This window comes from Pseudomonas sp. RL_105y_Pfl2_101 (assembly GCF_963970585.1).
In the GTDB taxonomy this organism is placed as follows: domain Bacteria; phylum Pseudomonadota; class Gammaproteobacteria; order Pseudomonadales; family Pseudomonadaceae; genus Aquipseudomonas.
The window spans coordinates 1-19,585 of the sequence record NZ_CAXAPG010000002.1 but is presented as its reverse complement, the minus strand read 5'-3'; the positions used below and the strand labels follow the sequence as shown (position 1 = coordinate 19,585).

The window sequence follows — 19,585 nt, the reverse complement described above, 5'->3', positions numbered from 1 at the left end:
CGTGCCCGCGATAATGGCGAGACGGTCTTTATATAAAGAGGCGACTGTTTTGCGAGCAAGCGTTGCTCCCACAAATCCTGTTGCCACAGCTCACAAATGCAGGCCTGACTACGAGTTCGTCGGTGTCAGACCTGCTTAATAGAACATCGACCGCGCTTCTTCGATATCCGCGCACCGGGCCGGGTTCTCCGGGTCGATGCCCAGTTTCTTGAAGGCGGGAACCCCGAACACGTCAATCTTGCCCAGGGGGTGGTCGGTGTCCTTGTAGCAATACAGCGCCGCGACCTGCACCAGGTCGACATAATCGATTTGCCTGGAGTCCCGGGTGAAATCCAGATACAACCCCGGCAGCTTCACCAACTGCTCCGGAAATTCCCAGACGCTGAGTAATTTGTCCCCCAGCACCGGGTGAATCGTTTCGATGACATGGTTGAGGCTGACCGGGTCCGACAGCAATTCATTGTTGTCTTGCGCATACGTCAGGATCGGCAGCACGCCGATCTGGTGCACCAGCCCACCCAACGCAGCCTGGTCGGGCTTGAGTTGGGTGTAACCGCGACACAGCGCATAGCTGACGCCGGCGATCTCCAGGCTCTTGCGCCAGACTTCGCGCATCTTCAGCTCCACCACCTCGGAGCGGGCGTGGAAAATCTGCTCCATGACCAGACCGATGGCCAGGTTGCTGCTGTAGTTGACGCCCAGGCGGGTGATGGCCGTGTGCAGGTCGGTGACTTCCTGGGTGGCGCGCAACAGCGGGCTGTTGACCACTTTTATCAGGCGTGCCGAGAGGGCCGTATCGCGGCCAATCACTTTGCTCAGGTTGCTGACGCTGATTTCCGGGTCTTCGGCGGCCCGGCGAATCTGCAGGGCCACTTCCGGTAATGTTGGCAGAACCAAGTCATCGTTATCGATGGCCTGCACCAAATCCCGTTGGACCTTATCCGCCAAATAGCTCATTTCGGTTCTCTAGGGTGTTGCGACAAATGCTGCGATCAACGCTGGATTTCGCGGTCGCGGTCCAGTTCGTAAGGCAGGTCCAACAGTTGAAGGCGTGGGCCTTCCAAGGTGCCGAGGTGTAAATTGTCGTCTTCTGCTGCTTCGGCCTGCAAGACCGCCAGCAGCTCAATGTTTCCCTCGCCGCGGGCGGCAATCACCACTTCGCCGATGGAACTGCCATGCGTGGGGGAGAACAGCGCTGTGCCGGGTTCCGGCAGTTCGCTGGCGTCCAGCTGCAGGCGATACAAGCGTCGCTTCAGCTTCCCCAGGTATTGCATGCGGGCGACGATTTCCTGGCCGGTGTAGCAGCCTTTCTTGAAACTGACGCCGCCGACGGCTTGCAGGTTGAGCATCTGGGGGATGAACAGTTCGCGGGTGGCCGGCATGACCTGGCCGATCCCGGCGCGGACCTGGCCCAATAGCCAAGGGCTCAAGCCTGCCTCGGCCAATTCTGTGCCCAGACGGGTTCGCAGCGTCTGCGCCTGTTCGGCGGGCACCCACAGTTCGGCGCGGCCGGGAGATACGCGGATGGCGATCAAGGCTTCATGGCGAGCCACGCTGTCGGTGTCGCTCGGCAGTTCGAGGCCCAGGCCGGCCAGTGCCTTGTCGGCGTTTTCCAGTCCGAAGCGAACCCAGGCCGCGCTTTCGTCGGTGAGCTTGGATTTGGAGAATACGGCATATTTTTTCAGGTCGGCCAGTTGCGGTTCGAGCAGTTCGGCGGCCATGGCCATTAACACACCGTCGCCTTCGAGCAGGATGCGGAAACTTGATTGCATCCGGCCTTTCTGGGTGCAGCGGGCGCCGAGGCTGGCCCGGCTGTCGCTCAGGTAGTCGAGATTGCAGGTCAATTGGCCTTGCAGGAATTTGCCGGCATCCACGCCGCGGACCGCGAGGACGCCTTCGTGGGACAGGGTGCAGAAAAAAGCGGAATCAGCCATGGGTCATCGCAGGGTAAAAGGTCTGGTAGACATCATAAGGGGGCGCCCTTGAAATGGGTAGTTCACAAAGGATCGGTGGTGCCCGACCAAAGCGGTCTGTTCCACTGCGGCGGGGGCTGTATACTTGCGCTCTATTTGAGGAGCGCTCCATGGTCGAAGATGTTGAACTGAATCGCCTCTACTGGCACAGCCGCCGCGGTATGCTTGAGCTGGACGTGTTGCTGGTGCCATTCGTCAAAGAGGTTTATCCCCATCTCAATGAAGTGGACCGCGCGTGCTATGTCCGCCTGCTCGAATGCGAGGATCAGGACATGTTCGGCTGGTTCATGGAGCGTAGCGAATCTGAAGACCCTGAGTTGCAGCGCATGGTCCGGATGATTCTGGACCGTGTCCAGCCCAAGTAATCCCTTCGAATGCCGCTGGCAGGCCTCCGGGCAACTGCTGGCGGCCTATCTGCTGGCCCAGGTGTTCGCCCTGGGGGCTTTGTTCCTGTTGTCCGTCCCATCCGGGTTCTCGGCGCTTGGCGTCGTATTGTGCTTGGCCCATGGCGCCTGGGTAATCCCCCGACATGTATTGCTGACCCATCGTCGGGCCTTTTGCCGATTGCGTCGAAATGCCGCTGGCTGGCAACTCTGGAGCCGGGCCGATGGGTGGCGGGCTGTGCAGCTGCGCCCCGATAGCCTGGCGCTGCCGATGATCATCGTGCTGCGTTTTCGCTTGCAGGGTGAACGGCGAGTCCGCTCGCTGTGCGTACCCCGCGACGCGCTGGCGCCGGATGTCCATCGGCGCCTGCGGGTACGGCTGAGGTTCAGTCGGCGTAGGTGGGCGGCACCAGGATAGTGTCCAGTGCCTCGGGCAGCAGGTTCGGGTAGTCCAACGTGTAATGCAGGCCCCGGCTTTCCTTGCGCTCCATGGCCGAGCGAATCATCAGTTCGGCCACCTGGGCCAGGTTGCGCAGCTCGATCAGGTCACGGCTGACTTTGTAGTTGCTGTAGAACTCGTCGATTTCATCCAGCAGCAAGCGCACCCGATGCTGCGCCCGTTGCAGGCGCTTGTTGGTGCGCACGATGCCCACGTAGTCCCACATGAATCGCCGCAGTTCGTCCCAGTTGTGGGCGATGATCACGTCTTCGTCCGAATCGGTGACCTGGCTGGCGTCCCACGAGGGCAGGGCGGCTGGAACGGCAATCTGCGGCAATTGCGCCAGGATGTCTGACGCCGCCGAGCGGGCGTAGACGAAGCACTCCAGCAGCGAGTTGCTGGCCATGCGGTTGGCACCATGCAGGCCGGTGAAGCTGGTTTCGCCAATGGCATACAGGCCCGGCACGTCGGTGCGGCCCTGTTGGTCGACCATCACGCCACCGCAGGTGTAATGCGCCGCCGGTACCACCGGGATCGGCTGCTTGGTGATGTCGATGGAAAACTCCAGGCAGCGTTCGTACACCGTCGGGAAGTGGCTCTTGATGAACGCTTCGGGCTTGTGGCTGATGTCCAGGTAAACGCAATCGATACCCAGACGCTTCATTTCGTGGTCGATGGCCCGGGCGACGATATCCCGTGGTGCCAGTTCGGCGCGCGGATCGAAGCGCTGCATGAAGCGTTCGCCGTTGGGCAGCTTCAAATGGGCCCCTTCGCCTCGCAGGGCTTCGGTCACCAAAAAGCTCTTGGCCTGCGGGTGATAAAGGCACGTGGGATGGAACTGGTTGAACTCCAGGTTCGCCACCCGGCAACCCGAACGCCAGGCCATGGCAATGCCATCGCCGCAGGCGCCGTCGGGGTTGCTGGTATAAAGGTAGACTTTCGCTGCGCCACCGGATGCCAGGATGACGAAGCGCGCGCCGTAGGTGTCGACTTCACCGGTGCCGCGATTGAGCACGTAGGCACCGAGGCAGCGATCACCGTCCAGGCCCAGGCGTTTTTCGGTGATCAGGTCGACCGCGACGCGCTGCTCCAGCAACTCGATGTTCGGCCGCAGTCGCGCCTGGGCGAGCAGGGTCTTGAAGATCGCCGCACCGGTGGCGTCGGCCGCATGGATGATGCGCCGATGGCTGTGACCGCCTTCGCGCGTCAGGTGGAACTCGAAACCGCCGTCTTCGGTGCCCGATTGTTCATCCCGGGTAAACGGCACACCCTGGTCGATCAGCCACTGGATGGCTTCCCTGCTGTGTTCCACGGTGAAACGCACCGCTTGTGGATTGCAAAGGCCGCCGCCGGCGTTGAGGGTGTCGTCGACGTGGGATTCAATGGTGTCGGTATCGTCCAGCACGGCTGCGACACCGCCCTGGGCCCAGAAGGTCGAGCCATTGGCCAGGTCGCCCTTGCTCAGTACTGCAATGCGTAAATGCGCAGGCAAGGTCAGTGCAAGGCTCAATCCGGCGGCTCCGCTGCCGATTACCAGAACATCGTGTTGAAACTGTTGGCTCATTCGAATGGTTTCCGCTCAAGGCGACCCGGGTCGGGGTTGGCGCAAGACACCGGTTCAACGGGTCAGGCAGCCACGCAGCCCACTAGTATATAGAGGGGGGGATCGGCACAATAGCCGGGCATTCATGGCAATGTGAAACCAGCGTGACAGAAAAGCGACACGCTTCGTCGGATCGTCGGTTTTGGTGCAACGTTGATAAGGCCGCCGTTTCGAGGACAGAACGCTGTTTATCTCGTCACGGTTGCCTGATATTCAGTGCACAGCGCTATAAATAGCGGGAACTTTTGCCGAGCGTCTACGTTCAATAGACGGTTGTCTGCAAAAGGGAGCAGCGTCGGGTTGGTGCAAGATTTCGATTGGAGTCTCTGCCGTCAGGCCCGGCGACAGATTATTCGCGCAGCCGGGGGATCTCCTGCTGCGTTTTTCGTGCGTGCCGAGATCAGAGCGCGCCGGAAACTTGCTTGGAAGGGGGAGAACTTTTGCGAAAAGCCCGAGTCTATGTTTGCAAGCCCGGTCAATTAGTAATGCAAGCCTCCTTCGAGCTTATCGAGGAGTGTTCATGCTAACCCAGGAAGAGGATCAGCAGCTGGTCGAGCGCGTCCAACGCGGCGACAAGCGAGCTTTCGATCTGCTAGTGCTTAAATACCAGCACAAAATTCTCGGGTTGATCGTGCGTTTCGTGCACGACACCCATGAAGCGCAGGATGTCGCTCAGGAAGCCTTCATCAAGGCCTACCGCGCACTTGGTAATTTTCGCGGGGACAGCGCGTTTTACACGTGGCTTTACCGCATCGCCATCAACACGGCGAAAAACTATCTGGTTTCACGCGGCCGTCGGCCGCCGGATAGCGATGTAAGTTCTGAAGATGCCGAGTTCTATGATGGCGATCATGGTCTCAAGGACCTCGAGTCACCGGAACGTGCATTGCTGCGGGATGAAATTGAAGGCACTGTCCATCGAACCATCCAGCAACTGCCCGAAGATTTGCGTACGGCTTTAACTTTACGCGAGTTCGACGGTCTGAGTTACGAAGACATTGCGAGCGTCATGCAATGTCCTGTAGGCACCGTGCGCTCCCGGATTTTCCGCGCCCGGGAGGCCATTGATAAAGCCCTGCAACCTTTGTTGCAGGAAAACTAGAGACAGCGGCGACAGCCAAGAGAGGAACGCCATGAGTCGTGAAGCCCTGCAGGAATCGCTGTCCGCAGTGATGGATAACGAAGCGGACGAACTGGAATTGCGTCGGGTATTGAATGCCTTCGACGATGTTGAAACTCGTGAGACCTGGGCTCGTTACCAGATCGCCCGGGCTGTGATGCACAAGGACTTGTTGCTTCCACGCCTGGACATCGCTGCGGCCGTTTCCGCTGCATTGGCTGACGAAGCCGTACCGGCAAAAGCTTCTCGCGGACCATGGCGCAGCCTGGGTCGCCTGGCAGTAGCCGCGTCGGTCACCGTGGCCGTACTGGCCGGTGTGCGCCTGTACAACCAGGATGAGATTGCCGGCGTGCAGATGGCGCAGCAGTCCAACCAGCCAGGCTTGGCGGCTCCACAGGTCCAGGGCCCGGCGGTACTGGCCGGTTACAGTGAAAGCTCGGAAACCGCAGGCCCGATGGTCAACGGTGTTCTGCAAGGCCAACCTGGCTGGCATGATCAGCGTCTGCCCAACTACCTGCGTCAGCATGCTCAGCAAGCTGCCCTGAAAGGTACTGAAAGCGCGCTGCCTTACGCCCGCGCAGCCAGCCTGGAAAACCGTTAATAAGGAAAACCATTGCGCGCCATACCTCTATTCGCGCTTCTGCTTGGTGGCTGGTGTGCGATTCCAGTCCATGCCAATGAGGCTCAGGATTGGTTGAACCGCCTGAGTCAAGCCGAGCAACAGCAGAGCTTCCAGGGCACTTTCGTTTACGAGCGCAACGGTAGTTTTTCTACCCATAACATCTGGCATCGCGTCCAGGATGGCAAAGTCCGAGAGCGGTTACTCCAGCTCGACGGCTCGGCACAGGAAGTCCTGCGCATTGATGGGCATACTCAATGCGTCAGTGGCTCCTTGATCGTGGGGCTGGGCAATACGCCTGACGGCACCTCACGTACGCTCGATCCGCAAAAACTCAAGAATTGGTATGACCTGGCCGTCATCGGCAAGTCGCGCGTGGCCGGGCGTCAAGCGGTCATTGTAGCGTTGACGCCCAAGGACCAGCATCGCTATGGCTTTGAGTTGCACCTGGACAAAGAGACCGGCCTGCCGCTCAAGTCCCTGTTGCTCAATGACAAGGGCCAGTTACTCGAACGTTTCCAGTTCACCCGCTTGAACGTTGCCGCGCCGACAGACGGTGATCTGCAAGCCAGCGCCGAATGCAAGGCTGTCGCGCAGGATCCTGGCAAGGCCGTCGCGGTGAAAAACGCCTGGCACTCGGACTGGCTTCCGCCCGGTTTCGAACTGACTGGCAGCGCTGTACGCAAGGACCCGGACACCCAGGTCCAGGTCAACAGCTTGATGTACGACGACGGCCTGGCGCGCTTCTCGGTGTTCCTGGAGCCGTTGAACGGCGCCAGCGCCACTGATACTCGTACTCAGCTAGGCCCGACGGCTGCCGTCTCCCGCAGGCTCACGACACCCCAGGGTGAAATGATGGTCACGGTGGTCGGTGAGATCCCTATAGGCACGGCGGAACGGATTGCGCTTTCCATGCGCGCCGACGTCACGGCGACTCAATAGCCTGCTGGCAGCATGGGGGGTTCGATTGCGCGAGAGGCTGATGATGCCAGGGCTTGATCGAAGTGCCGAAACTTCCTGTCAGTATTTTCATTTGCAAAAACTCAGCTTTTTTTCTATAGGTCAGAGCCGCTCGGCCCTGGCCTTGCCTGTTTCCGGAACAAAAATACCGGCGTATCTTTTTCTGGTATTCCTTGCTCCATATCGCTTAACCATGCTCGTCGTAACGGGAGCCGTATGTCGATACTACGCTTGAAAACCTATCTCTCCATTCTTGCCACCGTGCTTGTGCTCGGCCAGGCCGTTCCTGCCGTGGCGGTCGAGTTGCCCGACTTTACGCAATTGGTCGAGCAGGCTTCGCCCGCCGTAGTGAATATCAGCACGACCCAGAAGCTGCCGGAGCGCCGCGTATCGGACCAGCAAATGCCGGACCTGGAAGGCTTGCCGCCGATGCTGCGTGAGTTCTTCGAGCGCGGCATGCCGCAACAACCCCGTTCGCCCGGCGGTGGTCGCCAGCGCGAAGCGCAATCCCTGGGTTCGGGTTTCATTATTTCGCCTGATGGCTACATCCTGACCAACAACCATGTGATCGCCGATGCCGACGAAATCCTGGTGCGCCTGGCCGATCGCAGCGAACTCAAGGCCAAGCTGATCGGTACCGACCCACGTTCCGACGTGGCGCTGTTGAAAATCGAAGGCAAGGATCTGCCCGTGCTCAAGCTGGGCAAATCCCAGGACCTGAAAGCCGGCCAGTGGGTCGTGGCCATCGGTTCGCCGTTCGGCTTCGACCACACCGTGACCCAGGGTATTGTCAGCGCCATCGGTCGCAGCCTGCCGAACGAAAACTACGTGCCGTTCATCCAGACCGACGTGCCGATCAACCCGGGTAACTCCGGTGGCCCGCTGTTCAACCTCGCGGGTGAAGTCGTCGGCATCAACTCCCAGATCTATACCCGTTCGGGCGGCTTCATGGGCGTGTCCTTCGCGATTCCGATCGACGTTGCCATGGACGTGTCCAACCAACTGAAAAGCGAAGGCAAGGTCAGCCGTGGCTGGTTGGGCGTGGTCATCCAGGAAGTGAACAAGGACCTGGCCGAGTCGTTCGGCCTGGAAAAACCGGCCGGTGCGCTGGTGGCGCAGATCCAGGAAGGTGGCCCGGCTGCCAAGGGCGGCCTGCAAGTGGGTGACGTGATCCTGAGCATGAACGGCCAGCCGATCGTCATGTCTGCCGACCTGCCGCACTTGGTAGGTGCCCTCAAGGCCGGCGCCAAGGCCAATCTGGAAGTGATTCGTGAAGGCAAGCGCAAGAATGTCGAATTGACCGTCGGTGCCATTCCTGAAGAAGGCAAGGAGTTGGATTCGCTGTCCAAGTCTGGCGTCGAGCGCAGCAGCAACCGTCTGGGTGTGGCGGTAGCTGAGCTGACCGAAGAGCAGAAGCGCACCCTGGAGCTCCAGGGCGGTGTGGTGATCAAGGAGGTGCAGGATGGTCCTGCCGCCCTGATCGGTCTTCAGCCGGGCGACATCATTACGCACCTGAACAACCAAGCCATCGGCTCCGCCAAGGAGTTCACCGACATCGCCAAGGCGTTGCCGAAGAACCGTTCGGTCTCGATGCGGGTCCTGCGCCAGGGGCGTGCGAGCTTCATCACCTTCAAACTGGCCGAATGATCGGTTAGCCGCTGAAAAAAAACGCCTCGAAAGAGGCGTTTTTTTTTTGCCTGGCGAATGCTCAGCCCATCATGTCCTTGACCATGCGTTCCTGCTCCATGAGTTCCCGCTGCCGGGCATCGATGCGTGACGACAGGGGGAAATTGGTGCCGGCGCGCCGCTTGGCGAAGTCCAACTGCTGAATGGCCTGACGGTAGTCGCCCACCAGTGCGAAGTACTCGGCACGAGCTTGGTGCAGGCCGATGATATTGCCCGACAGCCCGCGGGTCTCGGCCACCATGTACCAGACGTCCGGATCGTCCGGGCGGGCCTTGAGCAGGTGCTCCAGGGCCTTCTCGGCATCGGCGGGGCGGTTCTGCTTGAGCAGCAGGTCGACGCGTACCTGGTTGAGCGGATAGTTGCCTGGGTATTGGCTCAGCATCCGGTCGACGCGCGATTGAGCGTCGGCCAGTTTGTTGCTGGTGATGTCCAAGTCCACCTGGGCGAGGTTGTAGATGATCTCGTTAGGCGATTTGGCCAGCAACGGCTTGAGGTTCTCTCGTGCTTCATTCAGCTGGCCGCCCTTGATTTGCGCGATCGCCAGGCCATAGCGCGCCACGTCGTTCTTCGGGTTCTCATCCAGCTGTGCCCGGAAGCGCTTGGCGCCCAGGCCCGGGGTTTCTTCATAGATCAACTGGACCCGTGCGCGAATCAGTTGATAGCGCACACTGTCCTCGATACCGCCCGGCTTGGCCTGTTCGGCGCGGTTGCGGGTGTCGGCAATCCGGGATTCGGTCACCGGGTGAGTCAGCAGGAATTCCGGGGGCTTGGCGTCGAACCGGTATTGGCGCATCAGGCGCTCGAACATGGTCGGCATGGACCGCGGGTCGTAGCCGGCCTTTTCCAGGTTCTGGATGCCGATGCGGTCGGCTTCCTGTTCGTTCTGGCGCGAGAAGCGCCGTTGTTCCTGGATGGCTGCGGCCTGGGTCCCGGCGATGGCCGCGATCCCTGCATCACCGCCACCGGCGGCGGCAATCACGATGCCGGCCAGCAGCGCGGCCATCATTGGCACTTGCATGCGCTGCTGGGCTTCGACGCCGCGAGCGAAGTGGCGTTGTGACAAGTGCGCCAGTTCGTGGGCCATGACCGAGGCGTATTCGCCTTCGGTCTGTGCGTTGAGGAACAGGCCGCCGTTGACCCCGACGATTCCACCAGGTGCGGCGAAGGCGTTGAGTTGCGGGCTGTTGATCAGGATGAATTCCAGGCGCCGGTCGTTGACCTGGCTGGTTTCCACCAGTTTATAGACGCTGGATTCGACGTAGTCCTTGAGCTGTGGATCGTTGAGCTGTGAAACCTGGCTGCGCAGCAGGGCCAGCCAGGCGCGGCCCAGTTGGTGCTCCTGTTCTGGCGAGACGATGGCAGAACTGGCATCGCCAAGTGACGGCAGGTCGTCGGCGAAGCCCGGTGAGGCAAGCAGGCAAGCGAGCGTCAGCAGGGTGGGGCGCAGAAATGTCATGCACGAAGCCTTAGTCGACAAAGACCTTACTGTAGCCGGACACCGGGCCCGGGACCAGATATTCTAGGCCGCTCAACGATCTGCCGCGGAGTGAACCCATGACTGAAGCTGTAGCCCACGATGCCGAACTGGACGCCAGCGGCTTGAACTGTCCGTTGCCGTTGCTCAAGGCCAAGCTGGAACTCAATCGCCTGGCCAGCGGCAGTGTGCTCAAGGTGATCGCCACGGATGCGGGCTCTCAGCGTGATTTCCGCACCTTCGCCCGATTGGCCGGTCATACGCTGCTACATGAAGAAGACGATCACGGCGTCTACCGTTACTGGCTGAAGAAGGCTTGAAAAAACCGACAGCGTCTCTTAAGGATTTTTAATGTTCAAAGTGTTACGCGACTGGATCCAGCGCTACTTCTCCGATGAAGAAGCTGTGGTCCTGGCAGTGCTGCTATTCCTGGCCTTTACCGCCGTGCTCACTCTGGGCGGCATGCTGGCGCCGGTGCTGGCGGGGATGGTGCTGGCGTACCTGATGCAAGGGTTGGTGACGACGCTGGAGCGTCTACGGTTACCCGGCACTGTGGCAGTCGGGCTGGTGTTCGCCCTGTTCATGGGGGTGCTGGTGGTGTTTATCGTGGTGATCGTGCCGCTGCTCTGGCACCAGTTGGTGACCTTGTTCAATGAATTGCCAGGGATGCTCGCCAAATGGCAATCCCTGTTGTTGCTGCTGCCGGAGCGCTATCCGCACCTGGTCTCCGATGAACAAGTGTTGCAGACCATCGAAGTGGTGCGCGGCCAGATTGGCAAGTTCGGCCAGTGGGCGCTGACGTTTTCGCTGTCCAGCCTGCCGCTTTTGGTCAACATCATGATCTACCTGGTGTTGGTGCCGATCCTGGTGTTTTTCTTCCTCAAGGACCGGGAAATGATCGGGCGTTGGGTCCGTGGCTACCTGCCTCGTGAGCGGGCGCTGATTACCCGGGTGGCCCAAGAGATGAACCGACAGATCGCCAACTATATCCGCGGGAAAGTCATCGAAATTTTCATTTGCGGCGGCGTGACCTACATCGGCTTCGTCGCCCTGGGGCTCAATTACGCAGCCCTGCTGGCGCTGCTGGTGGGCATGTCGGTGGTGGTGCCTTATGTCGGCGCCGTGGTGGTGACCGTGCCGGTGGCCTTGATTGCGCTGTTCCAGTGGGGTTGGAGCGATCAGTTCATCTACCTGATGGCGGTCTACGGGATTATCCAGACGCTGGACGGCAATGTGCTGGTCCCGCTGCTGTTCTCCGAGGCGGTGAACCTGCATCCGGTGGCGATTATCTGTGCGGTGCTGCTGTTTGGTGGGCTGTGGGGGTTCTGGGGTGTGTTCTTTGCGATTCCCCTGGCGACGCTGTTCAAGGCGGTGCTGGATGCGTGGCCGAGCAAGGAGTCGGTGGTGGCGCCGTTGCTATAGCGGTCAATCTGGTTGAGTCGATGAGGCTGATGCCCCCTTCGCGAGCAAGCCCGCTCCCACAGGGGGATTTGCGGTGTTCCATAGACTCTGTGGGAGCGAGCCTGCTCGCGAAGGGGCCAGTACTGACAATGAAAAACTTCAGCCCTTGTTGAGGGCTTGAGCCGCCGCCAACACCGCATCCACATGCCCCGGCACCTTCACGCCACGCCATTCCTGGCGCAGCACGCCGTCCTTGTCGATCAGGAATGTGCTGCGATCAACGCCCAGGTATTCCTTGCCATAGAGCTTTTTCAGCTTGATCACGTCGAACAGCTGGCAGACGGTCTCGTCCTTGTCACTGATCAGCTCGAACGGGAACTCCTGCTTGCACTTGAAGTTCTCGTGGGACTTGAGGCTGTCCCGGGAGATGCCGAACACTTCGGTGTTGGCAGCCTGGAACTGCGCATACTGATCCCGAAAGCCCTGGCCTTCGGTGGTGCAACCGGGGGTGCTGTCCTTGGGGTAGAAGTAAATCACCACCTGTTTGCCTTTGAGGGCGGCGAGGCTGACGGTCTGCCCGCTGGTGGCGGGTGCCTGGAAATCGGTAACCGGTTGGTCGACGGCAACGGCCATGAACGCTTCCTTACATTGGGTTTTGTGGGCGCCACGGTTCGATCAGGGCATCCAGGTTCATCGCATCGGCGAAATCCAGGAACTGATCGCGCAGCCAACTGATCTGGGTGCCGGCCGGCAGGGTCACGGTGAACGTGGCATTGAGCATGGTGCCGCCGGTCTGTGGCGCCTGGTAGGTGTCACAGGTCAGGTTTTCCAGCTCGACGTGATGGTCCATGAAGAACTGGCACAGCTCGTTGATGATGTCCGGACGGTAGGCCGAACTCACGTAGGCCACGTAGGGCAGGGCCTGGGGACGGTTTTCCAGCGCGGCGCTACGCACCACGTTGACGGTGAAGGCATGCTTCTTGGCCAGCACCGGCAGGCTGCCTTCCAGGCGAGCCAGGGCGTCCCAGCTGCCGGAGATCTCGAGCACGAGGGCACTGCATTCGCCATGACGGGTCAGGCGTGAGGTCACGACGGCGCAGCGATTTTCATGGCTGGCGCGGCACAGGACGTTAGTCAGCTCCATGGGGTTGGCGCCAAGGGCACTGATAACAAGGAATTGTTCGCGGACTGTGGGGGTGGACATGCAGCATTCCTAAAGCGATGAGCGGTCGATACCTTTGCCGCTCGACACGGCGCCAGGCCCGAATAAACGAACGGCTCAAGCCTTGTGTCCGGGGTTGCGCTGCATTTCGCGATAGCGCAAATGCACCAGGACAAACCCGGGATCGGGGCTTGCGGCGACGAAAACGGAGGCTGGAAACCGGCGTATGAGCTTATCGGTACCGATCAAAGCCTGAAGGGTAGCGAAAACCATCGCCTAGGGGAATGGTAGTTCGCTTGTACAAGCATCTTGGCGCCAGTACCATTACCGCTCTCTTTTTCCGGCAGGAGCGGTTTCATGATTGCGGGCAGTATGGTGGCACTGGTCACACCCATGGATGCACAAGGGCATCTTGACTGGGCCAGCCTCAGCAAACTCGTGGACTTCCACCTTGAGAACGGCACCCATGCCATTGTCGCCGTCGGTACTACCGGCGAGTCGGCAACCCTCGACGTCAATGAGCACATCGAAGTCATCCGTGCCGTGGTCAAGCAGGTCAACGGTCGCATTCCCGTCATCGCCGGGACCGGCGCCAACTCGACCCGCGAGGCCGTCGAGTTGACCCGCAACGCCAAGGAAGCCGGCGCCGACGCCTGCCTGCTGGTCGTTCCGTACTACAATAAGCCAACCCAGGAAGGCTTGTATCAGCACTTCAAGTACATTGCCGAAGCTGTCGACATCCCGCAGATCCTCTATAACGTTCCCGGCCGCACCTCCTGCGACATGCAGGCCGAGACCGTGATCCGCCTGTCCACCGTCCCGAACATCATCGGCATCAAGGAAGCCACCGGCGACATGAAGCGCGCCAAGGCTATCGTCGATGGTGTGAGCAAGGACTTCATCGTGTTGTCCGGCGATGATCCGACCGCGGTCGAGCTGATCCTGCTGGGTGGCAAGGGCAACATCTCCGTCACTGCCAACGTTGCCCCGCGCGAAATGGCCGACCTGTGCGAGGCCGCGCTCAAGGGCGACGCCGAGACTGCACGGGCAATCAACGAAAAACTGATGCCGTTGCACAAGGATCTGTTCGTCGAGGCCAACCCGATTCCGGTGAAGTGGGCCTTGGTTGAAATGGGCCTGATGCACGAAGGCATCCGCCTGCCACTGACCTGGCTGAGCACCCCCTGTCACGAACCGCTGCGGCAGGCCATGCGCCAGTCCGGCGTCCTGGTTTAATTGAGGAAGTACAACGCATGAAGCGAATGGCCGGACTTTCCGCACTTGCCTTGATTATCTCCAGCACCAGCGGCTGTGGATGGGTCTGGGGGCCGGAAGGTTACTTCCGCGACCGTGGTAGCGATTACCTGCAGGCGCAACAGACTGCACCGATGCAACTGCCGCAAGACGTCAACGTTGCCAAGCGCCTCGATCCGCTGCTGCCGATCCCGCGCAACGTAGCTGACGACAGCGTCAAGGGCGAATACATCGTCCCACGTCCACAGCCGCTGTCGGCCGTGGCCGATGCCAGCGATTACACCCTGCAGAAGAGTGGCGACTCCCGCTGGGTCATGGGCCAGCACCCACCGGCCGAAGTCTGGCCTGTGGCGATCCAGTTCTTCCAGGACAACGGTTTCCGCCTTGACGAGCAGCGCCCGCAAACCGGCGAGTTCACCACCACCTGGCAGCGCTCCGATGAACTGTCTGCCGCCATGGCCAAGCGCATGAGCGCCGCCGGTGTCGCGGCCGACAGCGAAACCCGCGTGCGGGTACGCATCGAGCCGGGCGTGCAGCGCAACACCAGTGAAGTTTATGTGGTCAGCGCTGAGCGGCCTGCCGGCAGCACCGCCGATGTGGCCTTCACCAACCGTTCGGTCAATACCGGCCTCGACGCTGCGCTGGTGGACGACATGCTCGCCAGCATGAGTCGTAACGCGGAGCAGGGCGGTTCGGTCTCGATGCTGGCGTCCAAGGAGTTCGATGCGCCGAGTCGCGTCAGCCTGAACGAAGACGGCAGCGGCAATCCGGTGCTCAACGTCGGCTCCGACCTGGACCGTGCCTGGTCGAGCGTTGGTCGTGCGCTGGAGCAGGGCGAGTGGCGCGTTGAAGACATCAACCGCAGTCTGGGCCTGTACTACATCAACCTGGCTGAAAAGGCCGAGAGGAAAGACGAGAAACCCGGCTTCTTCAGTGGCCTGTTCGGCAGCAAGCCGAACAAGGAAGAAATCGAAGCCCGTGCCGAGCGTTACCAGGTTCGCCTGAGCAAGGTCGGCGACAACGTCCAGGTCACCGTCGAGAAAAACATCAACACCGTGGCGCCGGCCGATGTGGCCCGCAAGGTGTTGGGCGTGATTCAGGACAACCTGGGCTGATCCGATGCGTTTTGCCGTTCTCGGCAGCGGTAGCCAGGGGAACGGCACGCTGGTAGCCAGCGCCGGCACGTACGTGTTGGTCGATTGTGGTTTCTCCCTGCGGGAAACCGAGAAGCGCCTGTTGCGCCTGGGTGTGCACCCGGCGCAGCTGAGCGCGATACTCGTGACCCACGAACATGCCGACCACGTGCATGGCGTGGGTTTGCTGTCTCGGCGCTACAATCTGCCGGTGTACCTGAGTCGTGGGACGCTGGGAGGCCTGCGCAAGCCCATCGAACCGGCCGGGTTCGTGGTCGGTGGCGAGCAACTGCGCATCGGTTGCCTGGATATCAGCGTGGTCAGCGTGGCGCACGATGCCCGGGAACCGACGCAATATGTGTTCAGTGACGGCGAGCGGCGTTTTGGACTGCTGACCGACCTGGGGTCGTATTGCGACAAGGTGATGGACAGTTACCGGGACCTCGATGCGTTGATGATCGAGTCCAACCACTGCCGCGACATGTTGGCGCGTGGTCACTACCCCTACTTCCTCAAGCAGCGGGTAGGCGGGGAGCACGGACATTTGAACAACCACCAGGCGGCGTTCCTGGTGGCCGAGTTGGGCTGGCAAGGCCTGCAACACCTGGTCCTGGCCCATCTGAGCAGCAAGAACAACCTGCCGCAGCTGGCCCGGCAATGTTTTGTCGACACCCTCGGGTGCGACCCGAACTGGCTGCAACTGGCCGATCAAGATTCAGGGCTCGACTGGCGACATATCGCCTAGCCCACTACTTAGCAAGCGGAGCCCATCATGGAAAAACGTGAAGAACTCTACCGCGGCAAAGCCAAGTCGGTTTACAAGACCGACGACGCTGACCGCTTGATCCTGCTGTTTCGCAACGACACCTCGGCGTTCGACGGCAAGCGCATCGAACAGCTGGACCGCAAGGGCATGGTGAACAACAAGTTCAACGCCTTCATCATGCAGAAACTCGAAGCCGCCGGCGTGCCGACCCAGTTCGACAAGCTGCTGGGCGACAACGAATGCCTAGTCAAGAAGCTGGACATGATCCCGGTCGAATGCGTCGTGCGTAACTACGCCGCCGGCAGCCTGGTCAAGCGCCTGGGCGTGGAAGAGGGCATGAGGCTCAACCCTTACACCTTCGAGCTGTTCCTGAAGGACGACGCCAAGGGCGACCCGTTCATCAACGAATCCCACGTCGTGGCATTCGGTTGGGGCACCGCCGAGCAACTGGTCCGCATGAAGGAGTTGTCCCTCAAGGTCAACGACGTGCTGAGTAAGTTGTTCGACGACGCCGGCCTGCTGCTGGTGGACTTCAAGCTTGAATTCGGCGTGTTCAGCGACGGATCCATCGTCCTGGGTGACGAGTTCAGCCCTGACGGCTGCCGCCTCTGGGACAAGGACACCAAGAAGAAGATGGACAAGGACCGCTTCCGCCAAGGCCTCGGTGACGTCATCGAAGCCTACGAAGAAGTCGCCCAGCGTCTGGGTGTGCCGCTGTAATCGACGCAAGCATCTGATAGCACGGAAAAAATTTCGCTCGGGGGTTCGCTTCCGGCGAATGTGCTGGTATGATGCGCGCCACTGGAGAGATGCCGGAGTGGCCGAACGGGACGGATTCGAAATCCGTTGTACTGGCGACAGTACCTAGGGTTCAAATCCCTATCTCTCCGCCATACATAGAAAAACCCCGTAATTCAATGAGTTACGGGGTTTTTTCGTTTCTGGTTCTACTACTCCTTTCTACTACTATCGTGCCTGTGATCTGCTTTCCTGTAGGTCTCTAGCTGATGTTGCCTGCTGTATATCTGATCACGTTGATTGCTATGAGCCATTACTGGGCTAGGCTGAGTCGTGCTGCCTGCTCTCTGGGTTTTGAGACAAGGGCCCCAAACGGAGAAGCGGGTTCATTCGGCAATCAACGGAAGGAAATTCCATGCCTATTTATTATGTCAACAACCAGCCGCAACCGAGGGGCGACCATGAGGTTCACAAAGCAGGGTGCATTTGGATGCCAAGCGATAAGACATCTCTTGGGGAGCATGTTGGCTGTTCTACGGCAGTCGCATCAGCAAAGAAAATTTATCCCACGGCTGATGGTTGCAAGACCTGTGCTGATGCGTGCCACACCCGCTAGTTAATGTTTACGAGGGGACGGTAGCCCGTCCCTTTTGAAAAGGCTCCCTGCCTTCCAAAACACAGACAAGCTGAGCGAGATATACCGGGCTAGCTCTGGTGAGGAAAATATTAACCCCCCTGAGACATAGCTAACGTAGTGTTCAACCTTGTTTGGCGGGCTCCAAGGACAAATATCTCTCTGATGGTCTAGGCTCGACCACTACCCATCAGGAGATTGCCACATGGACACGGATGAAAAGGCTACGTGCTATTACCGGTATGAAATCGAGGGTAACGAGAAAGCGGGGCAAACCGAGTTATCAAAAAAGCTCAAGCATCCAGCCAAAGTGGACCTTTTGATAGAGATGCTGAGAGGCACCATCAGGCAGGATGAACCAAAGTATTTTATAAAAACACCCGAGGAGCACGGAACAACGCGCACGGGATACCTCGTAGGGCCTGCCAAGATCGTATTTGGTTGGGATAAAGAATTCGAGCGAGGGTTTGAGTCGGGAGCAACTGACAGATTCGATTTTTACGTAAAGGACATGCCTCTCAAATCTTGATGTCCTTAGCGTGCAGGGCTGGTCAAGAAAGCCCTGCACGCAGGGCTCACATACGAAGCGTCAGCATTACATCCTCTTTGGCATTCCGTGTTCTTCCATAAACTCAGAGAATTGCGTCCAGGTGAGATTGTATTTATTTACATGATTGCCTGATGGAAGCCATTCGATGTTGCCTTGGCTTATGAGAATAGTGCCGAGCTTGCCACCATCCTTTTTCACTTCAACTTCTACGTCCTGACGCTGCACCAGCATAGATTGAAGATTGATTTTTACTTCGTGAGCCATGGCGCCTTCCCTTGCATGCTTGTGACGTTTCGGTGGTAGCAAGCTTAGAAGAGGGTTCAGTATTCGCAAATCTTGGCGCTAGGGCACAGCGGTTAAGACCAGATTATAAATGAGAACCGATCCTATCGGCAGAATACCAAATATCCGAGCTTTGGGGTGGCTCACTAGCTACTCCTGACTCAGAGACGGAAGAGGCACTAGAACGCCTCAGGTAGCCTGAAACCGCCTAGAAAAGACGTTTCTTAAGAGAGTCCTACCTTATGCTTCTACCTTCACCATGTGGCCCTTGCCAGCCATCGGTTTACCGTTGAGGTTGGTGTGGGGGATGGATTCGGTGACAATACCACCGTGGTCGGTGGTATCTCCGAGTCGAATTATTGGCATCATTTCATAACACTCTCTCTGGCTGCTTGGTGAAGACAGCTGTCTCGCTCTGCTGGAGGAAAGGTGGAGATGGGCGGTTTATTCATACTGCCTCGTCTTGTTTTATGGATTGAAAAATTGTGGTGGTTACTGGCGATTAAGCTAATGATATGTGTGGGCGCTGGCGATAGAAAATGACCAATTTAAGTGGTAAGTGTTTTGAGCCACTTAGATATTTCATTTTTAATTGATGTGAGGTTTTTTTGAGCTGAAATGATGGATGTTTCATGCCCTAGTTCTGACTCTTTAGTGGTGGAAGTGGTTTTTCTGAGGTTTTCATCCAAAACTATTTTTAATATGCTCCCTGTTTTTTGATGTTTTACCGAAAATATGGGATTTGCGTCCATAAAGGGGGTTCCGTTGGAAAAAGTAGTTTTATAGAAAGGAGTAATAAAACTCTCAAGATCTATGTTGTGTGAAATTACAAGCTCGATAAAAAGCTCTTTGATGTGGTTTTCAAGTTTTTTGTATGTGCTTGGGGTGGATAGGTAATCGTTGAACATATTATTTATCCGTAAATGCTGTTCCAGAGGTAACTTCTATATCCACACGTTCGTGTGCGGTATCTCTCACCATAAATGTCTTGCTCACGGGGGCGCTAACACCACCACAGGCGCAAGCATTATCAATAAAGCGTTCGGCTTTGCCGAAGGCTTCTTCCCTAGCTCTCAAATCTTGACGGCCTAGTTTTCCCTTGAGTTCATCTAGTTTTAATTTTGCATCAGCAGCGGTAAGTGGTGAGTCTTGGTTCCAACTTACCGACTGTTCAAGTTTTGTCCCTTGAGCTTGGATTCTTCCTCTGTTGGCTGCCAGCCCGAGCGGGTCAATCCACCCAACTGGATTCGGCCCATACGCATAGACATTAAGTCCACCCGCAAACCCAATCGGGTCCTTGCCAATAAACCGCCCGACCTGTGGATCATAGTACCGATAGCGGTTGTAGTGCAGCCCGGTTTCCACATCGAAGTACTGCCCTTGAAAGCGCAACGAATTGCGGATGTCC

The 19,585-nt window shown here is 58.7% G+C and carries 22 protein-coding genes, 1 tRNA gene and 1 pseudogene; 14 read left to right on the top strand and 10 right to left on the bottom strand.

The genetic code is table 11. The features are described from left to right. Nucleotides 1-135 precede the first annotated feature (135 nt). Nucleotides 136-957, bottom strand: a complete 822-nt coding sequence (locus AACY31_RS02705) for an HDOD domain-containing protein (RefSeq protein WP_339483332.1) — start codon at nt 955-957, stop codon at nt 136-138. Between the two features lie 35 nt (nt 958-992). Continuing rightward, nucleotides 993-1,934: a CAF17-like 4Fe-4S cluster assembly/insertion protein YgfZ gene (gene ygfZ / locus AACY31_RS02700; protein WP_339483333.1), complete on the bottom strand. Its 942-nt coding sequence runs from the start codon at nt 1,932-1,934 to the stop codon at nt 993-995. A gap of 149 nt (nt 1,935-2,083) precedes the next feature. Here ygfZ and AACY31_RS02695 point away from each other — a divergent pair, with 149 nt between their 5' ends. Both AACY31_RS02695 and AACY31_RS02690 read left to right on the top strand, forming a co-directional pair. Then, complete coding sequence (locus AACY31_RS02695) at nt 2,084-2,338, top strand: FAD assembly factor SdhE (protein ID WP_003184348.1); 255 nt, start codon at nt 2,084-2,086, stop codon at nt 2,336-2,338. Beyond that, nucleotides 2,322-2,774, top strand: coding sequence for a protein YgfX (locus AACY31_RS02690; RefSeq protein WP_339483335.1), 453 nt, complete (start codon nt 2,322-2,324; stop codon nt 2,772-2,774). The genes AACY31_RS02695 and AACY31_RS02690 overlap by 17 nt, the downstream gene beginning before the upstream one ends. On the opposite strand, the gene nadB is transcribed toward AACY31_RS02690, so the two are convergent. After that, entirely contained in the window at nt 2,743-4,359 is a 1,617-nt protein-coding gene (nadB, locus tag AACY31_RS02685) for an L-aspartate oxidase (RefSeq protein WP_339483336.1), read from the bottom strand. The two genes, AACY31_RS02690 and nadB, sit on opposite strands and share 32 nt — an antisense overlap. A 559-nt stretch (nt 4,360-4,918) precedes the next feature. On the opposite strand from nadB, the gene rpoE reads away from it, so the two are divergent. From rpoE to AACY31_RS02665, 4 genes are all read left to right on the top strand, one after another. After that, on the top strand, nt 4,919-5,500 hold the full coding sequence (rpoE, locus tag AACY31_RS02680) for an RNA polymerase sigma factor RpoE (RefSeq protein WP_003172477.1): 582 nt from the start codon (nt 4,919-4,921) through the stop codon (nt 5,498-5,500). Between the two features lie 31 nt (nt 5,501-5,531). Next, entirely contained in the window at nt 5,532-6,119 is a 588-nt protein-coding gene (locus AACY31_RS02675; protein WP_339483337.1) for a sigma-E factor negative regulatory protein, read from the top strand. A 12-nt stretch (nt 6,120-6,131) separates the two neighbouring features. Then, nucleotides 6,132-7,079, top strand: a complete 948-nt coding sequence (locus AACY31_RS02670) for a MucB/RseB C-terminal domain-containing protein (RefSeq protein WP_339491478.1) — start codon at nt 6,132-6,134, stop codon at nt 7,077-7,079. A gap of 234 nt (nt 7,080-7,313) precedes the next feature. Beyond that, complete coding sequence (locus AACY31_RS02665) at nt 7,314-8,744, top strand: DegQ family serine endoprotease (protein WP_339491477.1); 1,431 nt, start codon at nt 7,314-7,316, stop codon at nt 8,742-8,744. Between the two features lie 61 nt (nt 8,745-8,805). Here the strand turns inward: AACY31_RS02665 and AACY31_RS02660 are convergent, their stop codons facing one another. Continuing rightward, complete coding sequence (locus tag AACY31_RS02660) at nt 8,806-10,239, bottom strand: M48 family metalloprotease (RefSeq protein WP_339483342.1); 1,434 nt, start codon at nt 10,237-10,239, stop codon at nt 8,806-8,808. Between the two features lie 98 nt (nt 10,240-10,337). Here AACY31_RS02660 and AACY31_RS02655 point away from each other — a divergent pair, with 98 nt between their 5' ends. Together AACY31_RS02655 and AACY31_RS02650 are read left to right on the top strand one after the other, a co-directional pair. Then, complete coding sequence (locus AACY31_RS02655) at nt 10,338-10,577, top strand: sulfurtransferase TusA family protein (RefSeq protein WP_339483344.1); 240 nt, start codon at nt 10,338-10,340, stop codon at nt 10,575-10,577. Nucleotides 10,578-10,608: 31 nt separating this feature from the next. Next, a complete protein-coding gene (locus tag AACY31_RS02650; protein ID WP_339483345.1) occupies nt 10,609-11,679 on the top strand; it encodes an AI-2E family transporter in 1,071 nt (356 codons plus the stop codon). A gap of 138 nt (nt 11,680-11,817) precedes the next feature. On the opposite strand, the gene AACY31_RS02645 is transcribed toward AACY31_RS02650, so the two are convergent. Together AACY31_RS02645 and AACY31_RS02640 are read right to left on the bottom strand one after the other, a co-directional pair. Beyond that, nucleotides 11,818-12,291 carry a peroxiredoxin gene (locus tag AACY31_RS02645; RefSeq protein ID WP_339483346.1) on the bottom strand — a complete coding sequence of 158 codons (474 nt, stop codon included), beginning with the start codon at nt 12,289-12,291 and terminating at the stop codon, nt 11,818-11,820. A gap of 10 nt (nt 12,292-12,301) precedes the next feature. Then, the gene (locus AACY31_RS02640; protein WP_003184325.1) at nt 12,302-12,862 is read right to left on the bottom strand and encodes a glycine cleavage system protein R; all 561 of its coding nucleotides are present in this window, start codon (nt 12,860-12,862) and stop codon (nt 12,302-12,304) included. 315 nt (nt 12,863-13,177) lie between these two features. Between AACY31_RS02640 and dapA the strand changes: the two genes are divergently transcribed. The 6 genes from dapA to AACY31_RS02610 all read left to right on the top strand — a co-directional run bounded on the left by dapA (nt 13,178) and on the right by AACY31_RS02610 (nt 17,874). Then, the gene (gene dapA / locus AACY31_RS02635; protein WP_339483348.1) at nt 13,178-14,056 is read left to right on the top strand and encodes a 4-hydroxy-tetrahydrodipicolinate synthase; all 879 of its coding nucleotides are present in this window, start codon (nt 13,178-13,180) and stop codon (nt 14,054-14,056) included. A 17-nt stretch (nt 14,057-14,073) separates the two neighbouring features. Next, nucleotides 14,074-15,189: an outer membrane protein assembly factor BamC gene (gene bamC / locus AACY31_RS02630; protein WP_339483349.1), complete on the top strand. Its 1,116-nt coding sequence runs from the start codon at nt 14,074-14,076 to the stop codon at nt 15,187-15,189. A gap of 4 nt (nt 15,190-15,193) precedes the next feature. Next, on the top strand, nt 15,194-15,952 hold the full coding sequence (locus AACY31_RS02625; RefSeq protein ID WP_339483351.1) for an MBL fold metallo-hydrolase: 759 nt from the start codon (nt 15,194-15,196) through the stop codon (nt 15,950-15,952). 27 nt (nt 15,953-15,979) lie between these two features. After that, the gene (purC, locus tag AACY31_RS02620; protein ID WP_339491474.1) at nt 15,980-16,693 is read left to right on the top strand and encodes a phosphoribosylaminoimidazolesuccinocarboxamide synthase; all 714 of its coding nucleotides are present in this window, start codon (nt 15,980-15,982) and stop codon (nt 16,691-16,693) included. Between the two features lie 83 nt (nt 16,694-16,776). Continuing rightward, nucleotides 16,777-16,866: transfer RNA gene (locus AACY31_RS02615), tRNA-Ser, on the top strand. A 684-nt stretch (nt 16,867-17,550) separates the two neighbouring features. After that, nucleotides 17,551-17,874 carry a hypothetical protein gene (locus tag AACY31_RS02610; RefSeq protein ID WP_339483353.1) on the top strand — a complete coding sequence of 108 codons (324 nt, stop codon included), beginning with the start codon at nt 17,551-17,553 and terminating at the stop codon, nt 17,872-17,874. Between the two features lie 66 nt (nt 17,875-17,940). Here AACY31_RS02610 and AACY31_RS02605 read toward each other — a convergent pair whose 3' ends face one another. The 4 genes and pseudogenes from AACY31_RS02605 to AACY31_RS02590 all read right to left on the bottom strand — a co-directional run. Next, nucleotides 17,941-18,159: a hypothetical protein gene (locus tag AACY31_RS02605; RefSeq protein WP_028621461.1), complete on the bottom strand. Its 219-nt coding sequence runs from the start codon at nt 18,157-18,159 to the stop codon at nt 17,941-17,943. A gap of 273 nt (nt 18,160-18,432) precedes the next feature. Next, nucleotides 18,433-18,543, bottom strand: a pseudogene (locus tag AACY31_RS02600) (PAAR domain-containing protein); the annotation flags it as partial. A gap of 182 nt (nt 18,544-18,725) precedes the next feature. Then, the gene (locus AACY31_RS02595; RefSeq protein ID WP_339483354.1) at nt 18,726-19,085 is read right to left on the bottom strand and encodes a hypothetical protein; all 360 of its coding nucleotides are present in this window, start codon (nt 19,083-19,085) and stop codon (nt 18,726-18,728) included. 1 nt (nt 19,086) lies between these two features. Further along, nucleotides 19,087-19,585: RHS repeat-associated core domain-containing protein (locus AACY31_RS02590; RefSeq protein ID WP_339503821.1), on the bottom strand; the 499-nt coding region annotated here is incomplete at its 5' end.